The sequence below is a fragment of the Acinetobacter sp. CFCC 11171 genome (assembly GCF_003268405.1).
Taxonomy (GTDB): domain Bacteria; phylum Pseudomonadota; class Gammaproteobacteria; order Pseudomonadales; family Moraxellaceae; genus Acinetobacter; species Acinetobacter amyesii.
This window is the reverse complement of sequence record NZ_LQXP01000025.1, coordinates 40,751-54,671: the sequence shown is the minus strand read 5'-3', so window position 1 is coordinate 54,671 and position 13,921 is coordinate 40,751. Positions and strand designations below refer to the sequence as shown.

13 protein-coding genes and 1 tRNA gene are annotated in these 13,921 nt (G+C 42.1%); 7 read left to right on the top strand and 7 right to left on the bottom strand.

Features of this window, described 5'->3' with window-relative positions:
• Nucleotides 1-13: 13 nt before the first annotated feature.
• Nucleotides 14-103, bottom strand: a tRNA-Ser gene (locus tag AVJ20_RS12430).
• Nucleotides 104-371: 268 nt separating this feature from the next.
• Between AVJ20_RS12430 and rnr the strand changes: the two genes are divergently transcribed.
• From rnr to AVJ20_RS12400, 6 genes are all read left to right on the top strand, one after another.
• Nucleotides 372-2,789, top strand: coding sequence for a ribonuclease R (rnr, locus tag AVJ20_RS12425; RefSeq protein ID WP_111885425.1), 2,418 nt, complete (start codon nt 372-374; stop codon nt 2,787-2,789).
• 79 nt (nt 2,790-2,868) lie between these two features.
• Nucleotides 2,869-3,453: a hypothetical protein gene (locus tag AVJ20_RS12420; RefSeq protein WP_111885424.1), complete on the top strand. Its 585-nt coding sequence runs from the start codon at nt 2,869-2,871 to the stop codon at nt 3,451-3,453.
• A gap of 74 nt (nt 3,454-3,527) precedes the next feature.
• Nucleotides 3,528-5,567, top strand: coding sequence for a M3 family metallopeptidase (locus AVJ20_RS12415; protein WP_111885423.1), 2,040 nt, complete (start codon nt 3,528-3,530; stop codon nt 5,565-5,567).
• 40 nt (nt 5,568-5,607) lie between these two features.
• The gene (locus AVJ20_RS12410; RefSeq protein WP_171256675.1) at nt 5,608-5,817 is read left to right on the top strand and encodes a YheV family putative zinc ribbon protein; all 210 of its coding nucleotides are present in this window, start codon (nt 5,608-5,610) and stop codon (nt 5,815-5,817) included.
• A gap of 16 nt (nt 5,818-5,833) precedes the next feature.
• Nucleotides 5,834-6,271: a hypothetical protein gene (locus AVJ20_RS12405; protein ID WP_111885422.1), complete on the top strand. Its 438-nt coding sequence runs from the start codon at nt 5,834-5,836 to the stop codon at nt 6,269-6,271.
• A 66-nt stretch (nt 6,272-6,337) separates the two neighbouring features.
• On the top strand, nt 6,338-7,213 hold the full coding sequence (locus tag AVJ20_RS12400; protein ID WP_111885421.1) for a DMT family transporter: 876 nt from the start codon (nt 6,338-6,340) through the stop codon (nt 7,211-7,213).
• Nucleotides 7,214-7,300: 87 nt separating this feature from the next.
• Here AVJ20_RS12400 and AVJ20_RS19005 read toward each other — a convergent pair whose 3' ends face one another.
• The 6 genes from AVJ20_RS19005 to AVJ20_RS12375 form a co-directional block, all read right to left on the bottom strand.
• Nucleotides 7,301-8,509, bottom strand: coding sequence for a TRAP transporter large permease subunit (locus AVJ20_RS19005; protein ID WP_416240549.1), 1,209 nt, complete (start codon nt 8,507-8,509; stop codon nt 7,301-7,303).
• Nucleotides 8,509-9,501 (bottom strand): hypothetical protein, encoded by a 993-nt coding sequence (locus AVJ20_RS19000; protein WP_416240548.1) that lies wholly within the window; start codon nt 9,499-9,501, stop codon nt 8,509-8,511. Before AVJ20_RS19000 ends, AVJ20_RS19005 begins: the two co-directional genes overlap by 1 nt.
• A gap of 191 nt (nt 9,502-9,692) precedes the next feature.
• Nucleotides 9,693-10,265: a rhombosortase gene (gene rrtA, locus AVJ20_RS12390; protein ID WP_078192449.1), complete on the bottom strand. Its 573-nt coding sequence runs from the start codon at nt 10,263-10,265 to the stop codon at nt 9,693-9,695.
• Between the two features lie 41 nt (nt 10,266-10,306).
• Entirely contained in the window at nt 10,307-11,389 is a 1,083-nt protein-coding gene (locus tag AVJ20_RS12385; protein WP_111885420.1) for a hypothetical protein, read from the bottom strand.
• 519 nt (nt 11,390-11,908) lie between these two features.
• Complete coding sequence (locus tag AVJ20_RS12380) at nt 11,909-12,295, bottom strand: hypothetical protein (RefSeq protein ID WP_111885419.1); 387 nt, start codon at nt 12,293-12,295, stop codon at nt 11,909-11,911.
• Nucleotides 12,288-12,545, bottom strand: coding sequence for a succinate dehydrogenase assembly factor 2 (locus tag AVJ20_RS12375; protein WP_078189264.1), 258 nt, complete (start codon nt 12,543-12,545; stop codon nt 12,288-12,290). Before AVJ20_RS12375 ends, AVJ20_RS12380 begins: the two co-directional genes overlap by 8 nt.
• 181 nt (nt 12,546-12,726) lie before the next feature.
• Here AVJ20_RS12375 and AVJ20_RS12370 point away from each other — a divergent pair, with 181 nt between their 5' ends.
• On the top strand, nt 12,727-13,899 hold the full coding sequence (locus tag AVJ20_RS12370; RefSeq protein ID WP_111885418.1) for an acyl-CoA dehydrogenase family protein: 1,173 nt from the start codon (nt 12,727-12,729) through the stop codon (nt 13,897-13,899).
• The last annotated feature ends 22 nt before the right edge of the window (nt 13,900-13,921 follow it).

Below are 13,921 nucleotides of genomic sequence, written 5' to 3'. Positions count from 1 at the left end.
CATAAGTAAATCGTGGCGGTGAGAGAGGGATTCGAACCCTCGATACAGTTGCCCGTATGCATCCTTAGCAGGGATGTGGTTTCAGCCACTCACCCATCTCACCGTAACGTGCCGCCATAATACAAAGATCATGATACGACTGCAAGCACAGTCGTTATATTTTTTTCATTTTTTTACTCAATTAGATATTTTTTAAACGATTTTCAAAAAATTAGTGCAAAATTAATTCAGCACGCACTGCTGTCCTCTACTTTTCAGCTTTAAACCTTATAAAATATCGGCATAAAACACTTTATTGCAATCAATTGCGTGCAGTATCTGCTTGCATGACTTATGCTAATCCTAATCTTCTGATTTGAAGCCAAATACATATGAAAAACTGGGTCGATCCTGAAGCAAAAGCTGAAGCCGAACGTTATGACAATCCAATTCCAAGCCGTACTCTAATTCAAGAGACGATTGAACAACTGAAAACTGCAATGTCGCATGCCGATCTTGTAGAACATTTTGAAATTGCCGATCAAAAAAGTATTGATGCGCTGAGTCATCGTCTGATTGCGATGGTTCGAGATGGTCAGTTGATGAAAGATGGATTTAAGTTCCAGCTTGCAGCTGAGCAACCGACTCATGAAGCAACGGTTTATATCAACTCAAAAGGTTTAGGCACAGCCAATATTAGCGGTGAAGATGACCTTTTACTTCCTGAACGTGAGTTGCGTCAGGTGTTTAATGGTGACCGTGTTAAAGTCCGCCAAACATCGGTAGACCGTAAAGGCAAGGCATGGGGCTTTATTACTGAAGTTCTACAGCATCGTGTCAAAGAAATTATTGGTAAAGTGTCTGAATATGAAGGTGAATATTTTATTCAACCGGCAAATCCCAATGCACACCAACCGATTACTTTAGAAAAAGAATTAATCGAGCATGCCAAAGTCAAACTCGGCGACTCTGTGCGTATTGCGATTGACAGCTACCCAACCAAAGAAGAATTTGCGACAGGTCATATTGTTCAGTCGATGGCAGATAAAGCAGACACTGAAATTATTATTCCACAAACCATTTTAGAATTTGGTTTACCTTACGAATTCCCTGAAGCGGTACAACAAGAAGCCAACAGCTTTAAAGAGCCATCAGAACAAGATCGTGAAGATCGTGTCGACTTACGTGATTTAGCGCTTGTCACCATTGATGGTGAAGATGCCCGCGACTTCGATGATGCCGTGTATGCGGAAAAACGTCCGGGTGGTGGTTATCGTGTTGTCGTGGCAATTGCCGATGTCAGCCATTATGTACGTCCGGGTAAACCGCTCGATGACGAAGCTCAAGAGCGCGGTACATCGGTGTACTTCCCTCATTTTGTATTGCCGATGTTGCCTGAGGCGCTGTCGAATGGTTTATGTTCTTTGAACCCACACCTAGACCGTTTATGTATGGTCTGTGATTTAAACTTATCTCGCGCGGGTCGTGTCACTAAGTTTGAATTCTATCCGGGTGTGATGCATTCAAAAGCTCGTTTGACCTATACCCAAGTTGCCGAATATTTTGAGGGTAATAGTCAAGCCATTCCTGAAAACCGTGATGTGCGTAAATCGGTCAATACCCTATTCCAATTGTATCAAGTGTTGAAAGGCTTACGTGCTGAACGCCACGCGATGGAATTTGAAACCGTTGAAACTTATATGACTTTTGATGAGCTTGGCGGTATTAATGAAATCTTACCGCGTAGCCGTAATGATGCACATAAGTTAATTGAAGAATGCATGTTGTTGGCAAACGTCGCAGCGGCAGAATATGCATTAAAAAACGAAATTCCGATGCTGTACCGTGTGCATGAACCACCTGAGTTCTCACGTATTCAAAAGGTTCGTGATTTTGTGAAGTTATTGGGTCTTCCATTCCCTGAACAGCCGACTCAAGCTGACTATCAAGCCGTGATTGATGCCACGAAAGACCGTATTGATGCTCCAAGCATTCATGCCGTTTTACTCCGCTCAATGATGCAAGCCTATTATGGCGCGAACAATGCAGGTCACTTTGGCTTGGCTTACGAAGCATATACGCATTTCACATCTCCAATCCGTCGTTATCCAGACTTGTTACTTCACCGTGCCATCAAAGCACAATTGAAGAAAAAACCTTATCCAATTTCTGGTGCTTCGCTGGATGATGCAGGTGAACACTTCTCTGCGACCGAGCGCCGTGCTGATGAAGCTTCACGTTCTGTCACTACATGGTTGAAGTGCCATTACATGCAGCAGCATTTGGGTGAAGAGTTTGTCGGTACCATCAGTGCAACTGCTGAATTTGGCCTGTTTGTAACGCTCAAAGACTTATATGTTGATGGCATGATCCACGTCAGCCAATTGGGTGATGACTTCTTTGTCTATGACCAACCAAGTCAGAGCTTAATTGGTCAATCTCGCGGTCAAGTTTTCAGTCTCGGCGATGAAGTGAAAATTAAAGTTGCTGGTGTAAATCTAGAAGAGCGCAAAATCGACTTTGAATTGATTCAACAATTGAGCCATGCAGGCCGTGCTATTCGCGCGCGTGCCCCTCGTGTTGCAAAACCCACAGCCAAAGAAGAAGTCTTTTCAGAGCGTAAAACCAACGTTGCTGAAGATGGAGAACAGCCCATACGACGCAAAAAAGACAAAGGAAAACCCAGCTCCTACAGCCAAAAACCTGCTAAAAAATCTGCAACAAAGTCTGAAGCGAAGGCTAAAGATAAAGTGAAGAAAAAGTTAAAAGTAAAAAAGAAAAAATCCAATGCCAAAGCAAAGGGTGAGTAAATTTTACTAAATAAAAAAGAGTGCTACGGCGCTCTTTTTCATTTAATATATCTCTATAAAAATAAACCACTTAAAAATCATGACATCACAGAAAATTACTAAATACTATTACCATGAATATGTAATATGCTTAGTCTTTGTACTTAGTATTTCAGCACTGATTGCTCTCTTTTTTATAGACTTCACCCCAACAAATCAAGTCAAAATCACAGCCTTCATTGTTGCAACGTTGATTTATTTGGCTGTTTTGATCTACTTTTATGTTCTGCATAGATACGGACAATGGATCATTCCACGTACATGGACAAATGTACAAAAAAAGCCAAAATTCTATTTTTTACTCCTCTTCCCTATTTTTGTAATTCTGTTTCTTTACTTAAATCTAGTTGTCTATCCTCCTCTGCTTCATACCCTAGTTTTGGGTACACCTACTGTGGTGACATTGGAAGCAAGCGCTGTTAAAAAACATGGTAAAAAAGGAAGTGTCTACTATTCTATTGAAACACCGTATGACTCTACTGGTATGTTTCGAATCAATGTAGATGAATATGAACACTACAAAAATCAAAATCTATTCATAAAATTATCGGTCATTGAGGGGCGCTTTGGCACCTACATCCAAGATATTCAATCTATCCACGGTGAAACAAGAGCGAATAAATAGCACCCAAGGCTTGATTTATCCTTCTAGAAGCCTTACTTCTACAAATAACACAGGAAATAAATCGGCAGACCGACATGACATTAGAAAAGGCAACTTTGCCTGTTCCACAATTTGATCAAATTACACTGGCAGATTTAAAACAAAAAATTGAGCATGCCATTCAGCAGGGACAAAACTTTTTAAATAATCTGACTGCAGTACCTGAAAATACGACGGCGCAATTAAATGTTTTAGAACAGATTGATCAGCTCGAAAATAACATGAGCGAAGCATGGGGCGTGCTGTCACATTTAAATGCGGTCATGAATAATCCTGAAACCCGCGAAGTGTATCAAGCGCTGTTACCAAGTTTAAGCGACTACTACACTCAATTGGGTCAGCACACGGTGTTGTATCAAAGCTATCAACATATTCACGACGCCAACACCTTTAAAGATTTGCCTGCTGCACAACAAAGCGCAATTCAACTGGCATTGCGCGACTTTAAACTGTCAGGTGTGGCCTTAGAAGGTGAAGCTAAAAAACGCTATGCTGAAATTTCAGCGCGTTTATCGCAACTGTCATCAGACTTTTCCAATCATGTGTTGGATGCCACCCAAGCCTATTACAAAGTATTGTCCGAAGATCAGCTCAAAGGTTTACCGCCAAGCAGCGTTGAATTGCTGAAACAATATGGTCAGCAACGCGAATTGGAACAAGCTGTGGCAACACTGGATATTCCTGCCTATTTAGCCATTATGACCTATGCCGATGATCGTGCTTTGCGCGAAACCTTGTATCAGGCATACACTACTCGCGCGTCCGATCAATCAGCCCAGTCTGAATTTGACAACACCCCGATCATGGAAGAAATCTTGCGTTTACGTCAAGAAATGGCGCAATTGCTCGGTTTTAACAACTATGCAGAATTATCCCTTGCCAGCAAAATGGCACCAAGTGTCGAAGCAGTCGATCAATTCCTGCGTGAACTGGCAGAACATGCTCGTGCACCTGCAGAACAAGAAATTGCCGAACTCAAAGCCATTGCCGCCCAAGATGGGATTGATACCTTACAACCGTGGGATACAGGCTACTATTCTGAAAAATTAAAATTACAGCAATTTAACCTTTCACAAGAAATGTTAAAACCATATTTCCCTGCACCGAAAGTGGTTGAAGGTCTATTTAGCATCGTCAAGCGTTTATACGATGTCGATATTATTGAGCGCGCTGCCCCTGTTTGGCATCCTGATGCACGTTATTTTGAACTTGAAGATCAAGGTCAAGTGATTGGTGGTTTTTACTTTGATCTATATGCCCGTACAGGCAAACGCGGCGGCGCATGGATGAGTGGTTTCCGTTCACGCATGCAATTGGCACAAGGTTTACAAAAACCAATTTGCTATATGGTGTGTAACTTTACCCCACCTGTGGCAGATCAACCCGCGCTTTTAACGCATGATGAAGTCATCACCCTATTCCATGAATTTGGACATGGCTTACATCACCTGCTGACCGAAGTGGATAATATTGCTGTGGCAGGTACACACGGTGTCGCTTGGGATGCGGTGGAATTACCAAGCCAATTCATGGAATTCTGGGCTTGGGATCAAGACAGTTTAGATATGCTGAGTGCGCATATTGAAAACCAAGACACTCTGCCTGAACACCTGCTTAAAGCGCTGTTAGATGCACGCTTCTTCCAGTCAGGGATGCAAACTTTACGTCAAATTGAATTTGCCATGTTTGACTTAAATATCCATAAAGCCAACCCTGCTTTGGACGCTGCAAGCATCCAACAAACCTTAGATGATATTCGTCAAAAATATGCGGTTGCACCCACCACTTCGTACAACCGTTTCCAACATGGTTTCAGTCATATCTTCGCAGGTGGTTACGCTGCTGGTTATTATTCATACAAATGGGCAGAGGTTTTGGCGAGTGATGCCTTCGACCGATTCGAAAATGAAGGAATTTTTAATACTTCGACTGGCAAGTCGTTTAGACAATTTATTCTAGCAGTTGGCGGAAAAGATACGGCACTTGACGCATTTATCAATTTCCGTGGACGCGAGCCAAAAATAGATGCTTTGCTGCGTCATCAAGGTTGGACGAACGCATCTAAAAACGCTTAAACTAGTGACCTTAGTTAGATTCAAGGTAAGTATGATGACCATTAAACGACGCTTCATTGCAGGTGCAAAATGTCCAAAATGCCAAGCGATGGACCGGGTTGTCATGCTGACCTCTGGCGAAGACGAATGGATCGAATGCATTGATTGTGGTTACAGTGAAAATCGACCGACTCATGTCGATCAACCTGAACAACCAGCCGTGCCAGATGATATCGGTGTGATCCAATTTAAGCCGCGCCAGCCTAAATAAAAATTAAGGTCACATAATGCTAGTAGATCAAAGAAATAATCCAAAACTGTTAGTTGGAATCATTGGGGGCTTAACGTTATTGATTGCTATCTTTTTTGCATATCAATGGTTAAGCAGCAGTACAGCTGATAAATCTGTACTTCAAGAAGAAATGGTCGCTGCACCGGCTAAACCGCCTGTTGCAGTCCCTGTCCAATCTGAAACTGAAGCATCAGTCCCTACCGCAGAGACTGACACCATTAAATTGGTCGAAGAAGACATTTTAGATGCAGCTGTGCCTGAAAATGCCTCTTTAGCCAAAGAAGAAATTGCCAAATTAGATGACATTCAACAGCAATTGAATGATCAGGAACAAAGCTTAAAACAGCAGCATTCAGATGCAGATGAGCTGATTAAACTGAAAGAAGAACAAATTAAATTACTCGAAGCCCAGTTAGCACAACAAGCAAAATAACCGACTTCTGCTACACCCTGCGTACTTATAGGCTAGAATATCATCAGATTTTTTAGCCTTTTTGTTATGTCCACTACTACACCACAGAATATCCCCAAAGCAATTGGCTTTCTCATGCTGTCAGCGCTGCTTTTTTCCATCATGGGGGTTTGTATACGCTACGCATCTCACACGGTAGATAATGCCACCATCGTATTTTTTCGAAATGCGGTTGGCTTATTGATCTTTCTCCCTTTGATCCTGCAAAAAGGGAGCACATTTTTTAGAACTGAAAAACTGTGGATGCATACATGGCGTTCAATCGTAGGCTTGGTGGCAATGTATGGCTTTTTTTATGCCATCGCACACTTAAAACTCTCCAATGCCATGGTCTTCACCTATTCCTCGCCGATCTTCATTCCCTTAATTGCATGGTTATTTTTAAAAGAAAAAATGACCCTGAGAATGCTCATTGCCGCAGTCATTGGTTTGATTGGCGTCCTCTTCGTCGCAAAGCCCGATGCAGGAATGTTCAATCAGTTATCACTCATCGGACTAACCGCAAGCTTCTTGGCAGCCATGGCATTTGTCACTGTCCGTGCGCTTACAGCAACAGAACCGCCTGAACGCATTGTGTTTTATTTCTGCTTTTTTGGCACACTTATTTCCATGATCCCAATGTTTTGGCTCTGGCGTCCCTATAGTTTAAAAGAGTTAGCTTTTCTGATTACAGCGGGACTTTTGGCCAATATCAGTCAAATTTTTATGTCCAATGCCTATAAGCTCGCACCCGCAGGTCAAATTGGCCCCGTGAACTATATCACGATTATTTTTGCAGGTATTTGGGGCTTTGTTCTTTGGCAGGAACTGCCAGACATTTACAGCCTATTCGGCTTTGCTTTTATATTTTTAGCGATTTTGCTCTGTAGTCCAATCCTACAAAATAAGTTTAAAAAGTCATAAAGATTCAAACCATTTACCATCAAATGCACAGCCCCTTATTCAATAAAAAAGCACCCGAAGGTGCTTTTTGTATAGCTCACTGCGAATTTATTGGTACCAACCAAACAGTTTCAGAATATAAGGAGCATAAGTCACGATCACCAAAGCTGGGAACAATACAAGGATCGGTAAAATCCAACGTTCATAGCGATAATAGAAATTGGTGTATTGGGCTTTTGCTTCTGCATCCGCTGCCCGCACCTCTTCATCCCCGACGGAGAGTCGTGTCAGCAAGTGATTCAGCGCTACAGGTGGCGAAACATAACCGAGCTCAAAGGCAACCAAAACGATCATCCAGAAGTGAATCGGATGGATACCATTTTCGTAAGCGACTGGTGCAATCGTTGCTGCAACCAAAATCACTGCCCCGAATGGATCTGTCGTCATACCAATAATCGCCAACAACAATGCGATAAAGGCTAACGAAATATAGATATTGCCCAAATGCGTTGGTAATAATTCAACGATTTCTGTACGTTCAATCAAACCGCCGACACTTGCCGACAAGGCCATTAAGATAATTAATGCGCCAATGTGTCCAACCGTTTCTGAAGAGGCAAACCAAATTGAACTACCGAAACCACGACGGTTAGCCCCATGTCCACCATGTTCACGCATGAACTCAGAACTTTGCTCATGTTGTAAGCTGAGTTGTTCATGTGCATCTACAGTTTGCGAAGTAAAACGATCTGCAAACCAACGATCAAACATAATGTAAACAATCAGAATAATCGGTAGAACCACAGGTGCGGTGAACTCATCCATTTGTGTATCTAAACCGTACTTGTAGAAAGCAATGACAAGCAAGGTCAGTACGATATACGGAATCACAGGAATGAACGCTTTCAGCATGCCCGGAATAGCCACTTTCGGCGATGCCACACGGAAACGTGTTTCTGCCAAGAACAGTGAAATTCCCAAGAACAAGAATGCTGTGAGCCAGAACACATAGATACCGTGATCAAATAGCTCATCTGACGTCACATGGCGGCTATCAAGCATCGAGATCAGGATAATCAATAGACATGGACGGATGACCACACCTAAGGAACCTGACATTGCAGATACAGCGAGTGCGAACTGACGACGAGAGCCAGAGTTCCACACTTCTTTATAAATAATTGCACCTGCTGCTACAACAAAGATCCCCGAAGCACCGGTATAAGCAGTTGGAATAGCCGCGGCAATCAGAATTAACCACGTCAAAGTCTCAGGTGCTAAGTTCCATGGACGTAAAATCCCCAAGAACAAATCCATCACGCGCGTTGGGTCAATAACATCCCGGCCCAAATAAACAGTGCAAGGTTCAGGAAAATCCCAGAGAATTCGACCAATTGTCCGAGGTAAATCCCCTGACCCATTGGGTAGTCCATAAAGAAGGTAAATGCTACACCCGTAATAATCGCCATAAAGGCATACAACGGTACACTCAATAGCGCAAAACCAATATTCCCCGGCCCCGGTTCTTTCGCCGCAGGTGGTTTAAAGAACTGATAAATACTGATGAGGGTGACAATACCAAACAGGGCTAGCCACAACCAATATACCGCCAAGGTTTCTGTGGTCGATTTCACCCCAGAATTTAGGACTGAATTAAACTGACTATATACCGAGAAGGTTAATAGGCCATTCCCAATCGCCATGAATAAAGCATAGACTTTATAATCCAAGCGTGTTGTTGGCGCACGTAGACCAATATGATGGAACTTCACTGAAGCAGTAATGGCAGACACCAAGACCATCAGTAAAAGAATCAATACACGGTTTTCGGAACCAAATTTAAAGATGCCAAAGAATGTCGTTTCAATCGCACGATAAGTACGAATACTTGGATGCTCATCTAAATAAGCTTTTGCTTTGTCATAAAATTGGAATTTTTCTTCACATTGCTGTACACCTGCCATGACCGATGCACGTACATCGGATTCAGATGCTGTACCAAAAATGTCAGCAAATTCGTCAGCCGCATTGGCTTTCATTTGCGTTTGCACCATTTTTTCTACATCTGGGTGGCGGTCACAATCTGGCTTGGTCGGTTCTGCACGTAAAAATGAATACTGCATCCCAATGCTTTCATTACCATACAAACGCTCACCAGTACGCAGAAGCTGACCATGAATCATCTCCCCTGTCCCGATAATCAATGTAAGCAGAAGCAAGATCAACACGACTAGAGTCGAAATCCATTCTGTCCAGACATACCTTAACAGCCCGACGATGCCGGATCTGTTTTGTGCATCATTTTGCATGAGTCTTCCTATTTTTTATTTTGGAGCCTAGCGGAGCCAAGCATCCTTTTCCTTATCGGCTCGAGAAGTTCCTTTCCCTGACCTAACTGTTTTATTATTACGTTTAAATTTGCATCAATATTCAAAACATTAAAATGACAATATGTATTTTCTTTTCGGTTTTTTTTGTCAACCCAATCACCTAAAGTGCGCTAGCGATCCCAGAAATAATTACCAATAAGATAAAACACCGCGATGACAATGCCCCAAATCACCCCCAATAAATGGGCTTCGACTAAAACGGGGCTTCCTATTAATTCTGCCGTTCCGGTATTCCCTACGGTATTTTCCCAGACCAATTTTGCCAAAATCAGCAAGAGAACAAAGGCTGCAAAATTTCGCTCCCGTTTATACATTAAATGTACGCAAGCGACTGCAACATAAGCGCCATGCAAGACACCAGATAATCCTGCATAGGCTTCAATATCGGGAAGGAAAAAATAGAAACTTAGACTGATTAAAGGGGATAAAATCAATAAGATGGCAACAAAGTGCCATATTGAAACTCTTGGAAAAATAAACGGTAAGCAGATAAAGGCCAACATATTTAAAGCAAAATGAATCCAACCAACATGAACCCAATGGGCCGTCCATAAGCGCCAAAAGTCATGAAATAAATCATCTTGCCAGTAGATAAAATAGTCTTTAAATACCTGTAGCGAGGCACAGATCGAAACGAATACGGCAAGAAAGACAATTTTCGGAATTAAAAATTGTGTTTTCATTTTCGCTCCCCCTGTACCTCACATTTGGACTAAATGCTTTATTAATTTGTTGCAGCACCACTCGTTTCTGTAGCCCCACTGGTTTTATCATCACCACTAAACAAATCATCGAGTTCTGAACTATTGGCACTTTCATCCCAGAAATGTTCCATACCATCATCACCGGTACGAACGCCTGTATGTTCAGTCCAATAACGATCTGAAATCCCTTTCACCATGCTTTCAGCCATACTATCGATGAGCTTAAATTGCGGGTTAACAGGTTTTTCATCACTACGCGCTTGTGCAAAGGTACGTAATGCATCACGAATTTTCGCATCATCGCCACTGGCTTGTGCAGCAACTGCATATAACGCATGTGACAGTCTTACGCCTTTTTGCTCACCAATTTGCGCGGATTGTTTTAAGGTTTGGTATGGATCAGGTTTTCCATCTCCAGCACCCGGTAATAAGGTCCAGATCACAGCGCGGGTTGCATTTGGTGCGCCCCAGAATTTTTCATTATTCAGACACACCATACCGCGTTCAACAATCGCAGCAATGTCTTTCGGAACGTTTACCGCCCCACCTGAGTTAATATCATTGGTCATGGCCTGTAAGCCACTTAACATTCCCAACATATACACTGTTTGGTCAATGTCGCTGTTCATTTTTTGACAGCCTTCACCTAGACTTTTCTTATACTTCTTTTCAAAACGATCTTGAAATAATTGATAGCCAGTATATTGACGCTGTGCCGCAAGTGCCGCCCAACGCTTTTGCTCAACACGGGCATCTTGTGCTTCTGTCACTTGGTTGGCTTTAGATGCACGTAAATAGCGTAACTCTGCATCTAAGGCTTTTTGTTCTGCACATATTCCTGCTGCTGAATACATCAACACTGCCACACGTGTTGGGTCTGCGCCCATATCTTTAGTGGCCATAATGGCTGGGGTTAATGAATTACCTGAATTACACACCATTTCAGCATCTTCCATGGCTAAAATTGGTGGCACAATATGTTTTTCGGTAAATCCGAGTGCAACATTAGCACCGGTTTTTACAACCTGCGAACAACCCGCGAATAATGTACTTGTTATTGCTACAACTGCCACACCCTGGCATATTTTTTGGACGCTCGACATTTTCCTGTCCTCTATAATTGTGTTTATGTCCATCACGACAAACATATCAGAAGCAAAAAATGAATAAAAGAGTATTTGCTCTAATTTGAACGACACACTGTGCCACGAATCAAGCTGAATGCAATTGACTGATTTTTTACAAAGACTAAATTTTAGGCAAAAAAAAGTAGCATAGCGACGGTTCGGCACATGCTACTTATTAACTGTGAAAGCGTTTGACTGCTTATTTTTGAGTTAACTGTTCCTTCAGCACTGTTCCTAGTCGTCCTATAACAATTGCTAACACAATCGCTATTACCAGAAACATCCAAGTTGGCATCATCATGATGATTTCCTTTAACGGCTGTTGGTAAGGCTAATATATAGGCAGAGAATCACCGCACAGCTTAAAATTGTCTGACAATTTAAATATTTTGCCAATAAAATCCAATCCAGTCAGACAAGATTATTTTACCTACAAGATAAGATAATGAAATATTTGTATTTTATTGAATTTTAAAAAATAAGGTTGTCTAACAATTAGATCATTTTGGCCAATACTTTGAGTGATTTCCACTGTTTCAATGACAATTGATCGCGCCAAATAATCACCGGTTTTGCACGTGCATGCATAAAGTACACCACAATATACATTTGATGATCCAAAATATGGCTAATTTGAACACGTTGTACTGGGCGGTTCAGTCGTTGCAAAGACCAATCAGTTCCATCCAAATATTCTAGACTGGTGACGTGTAAATGCTTACGGAAAAACAGAACATAAACCACTAGCCCGATGAGAAAAAATATCCCCCAAAGCATGGGTGTTAGTAACTGATAAAGCAGCGTCATCAATACCGCAAAAATAAAAAACTGAAACGCATGCGATAAAAAACTGCGTTTCAGTTTGAATTGCCGATTATCCATGAACGTAATGTTTTAATTTTTGAATAAACGTTTTTAATTCAGGACGTGGCGGTTCACTAACTTCCATAAACCAATCCAACAAATCTGGATCTTCTGCAGCAACGAGTTCTGCAAACATGTCTTTTTCAGCTGCATCGGCTTGTAAATAGTAATTTTTGACGTAGGGATCAAAATAAACATCAATCTCTTTTAAACCACGACGTGCACGGTAGATCACTTTACGCTCTTCTAAGCTGATTTCATCAGTCATTGTCTTCCCCAATCGTTGAACCGGTCTAGTGTAACTCATCCACCCCATTGAAGTGGAGTGTTTTCACAGATTGACCGAATACTTCATCGCATTTCCTGCTTTTGAATGTTCTGCACATTGCAGTCACTCGCTGCATCTTATAAGTTGAGACAAAGCCATAAAAATGAATAGGATATTCAAAATGCAATCTGGAGCGATTCGCCCACTCAACAACATGCTGCCACGTCAATTATTTAATGCAGAACATGATGCATTTCGTGAAACAGTACGAAAATTTTATGAAAAAGAAGTTGTGCCCAATATCGAAAAGTATGAAAAACAACAACATGTAGACCGTGACTTATGGAATAAAGCCGGTGCCATGGGCTTGCTTTGCCCGACCATGCCCGAAGCTTATGGCGGCTATGGTGTAGACCGACTCTATAGCATGATTCTGATTGAAGAGCAGGCCTATGCTATGGACTCCTCTACCGGCTTTTCACTGCACTCCGACATCGTGGCCAATTATATTCATAACTTTGGCAATGAAGAACAAAAGTTGCATTGGCTGCCGAAAATGGCATCTGGCGAAACCGTGACTGCCATTGCAATGACCGAACCGGGCACAGGTTCAGACCTACAAGCCGTACGCACAACCGCTACAGAAGATGGTGATGACTATATTATTAATGGGTCAAAAATCTTTATCACCAATGGCTATTTATGTGACATGGCAATTGTGGTCTGCAAGACAGGCAATAGTGAAAAAGGTTCAGCCAATTTATCGCTAATTATCGTCGAGGCAGATCGCGTCGGTTTTAGTAAAGGCAAACCTTTAAACAAAATTGGCATGAAAGGTCAGGATACCTGTGAACTGTTCTTTGACAATGTCCGCGTCCCTAAAAGCAACTTACTTGGCATGCAAGGTATGGGCTTTATGATGCTGATGAAGGAATTGGCTTGGGAACGTATGTTGGTCGCGATTATTTGCCAAGCCGGTGCAGAAGCAGCCTTTGCGCACACTGTTCAATACACCAAAGAGCGTAAGGCATTTGGCAAGACCGTATCTAGTTTCCAAAACACCCGTTTTAAATTGGCAGAGCTACGCACTGAAATCGATTTTTGTCGAACTTATCTAGACCGTTGTATGGAGCTGCAACTTGTGGAACAGCTCGGTATTGACGCAGCCGCAGCTGCTAAATACAAAATTTCAGAGATGTTCTCCAAAGTCGTGGATGAATGTCTGCAGTTGCATGGTGGCTATGGCTATATGCTTGAATATCCAATTGCACGGGCTTATATTGACAATCGAGCCAATCGTATTTATGCCGGTACCAATGAAATTATGAAAGAGCTGATTTCCCGCTCTTTATAACAAATAAGCCCATCAGATGATG

What these genes read in the sequence shown, in the direction of transcription:
- AVJ20_RS12375 (WP_078189264.1), bottom strand. Translation starts at nt 12,545, where the DNA reads ATGACTGATGAAATCAGCTTAGAAGAGCGTAAAGTGATCTACCGTGCA.
- AVJ20_RS19000 (WP_416240548.1), bottom strand. Translation starts at nt 9,501, where the DNA reads ATGCAAAATGATGCACAAAACAGATCCGGCATCGTCGGGCTGTTAAGG.
- AVJ20_RS12420 (WP_111885424.1), top strand. Translation starts at nt 2,869, where the DNA reads ATGACATCACAGAAAATTACTAAATACTATTACCATGAATATGTAATA.
- rrtA (WP_078192449.1), bottom strand. Translation starts at nt 10,265, where the DNA reads ATGAAAACACAATTTTTAATTCCGAAAATTGTCTTTCTTGCCGTATTC.
- AVJ20_RS12380 (WP_111885419.1), bottom strand. Translation starts at nt 12,295, where the DNA reads ATGGATAATCGGCAATTCAAACTGAAACGCAGTTTTTTATCGCATGCG.
- AVJ20_RS19005 (WP_416240549.1), bottom strand. Translation starts at nt 8,509, where the DNA reads ATGGATTTGTTCTTGGGGATTTTACGTCCATGGAACTTAGCACCTGAG.
- rnr (WP_111885425.1), top strand. Translation starts at nt 372, where the DNA reads ATGAAAAACTGGGTCGATCCTGAAGCAAAAGCTGAAGCCGAACGTTAT.
- AVJ20_RS12370 (WP_111885418.1), top strand. Translation starts at nt 12,727, where the DNA reads ATGCAATCTGGAGCGATTCGCCCACTCAACAACATGCTGCCACGTCAA.
- AVJ20_RS12405 (WP_111885422.1), top strand. Translation starts at nt 5,834, where the DNA reads ATGCTAGTAGATCAAAGAAATAATCCAAAACTGTTAGTTGGAATCATT.
- AVJ20_RS12415 (WP_111885423.1), top strand. Translation starts at nt 3,528, where the DNA reads ATGACATTAGAAAAGGCAACTTTGCCTGTTCCACAATTTGATCAAATT.
- AVJ20_RS12400 (WP_111885421.1), top strand. Translation starts at nt 6,338, where the DNA reads ATGTCCACTACTACACCACAGAATATCCCCAAAGCAATTGGCTTTCTC.
- AVJ20_RS12385 (WP_111885420.1), bottom strand. Translation starts at nt 11,389, where the DNA reads ATGTCGAGCGTCCAAAAAATATGCCAGGGTGTGGCAGTTGTAGCAATA.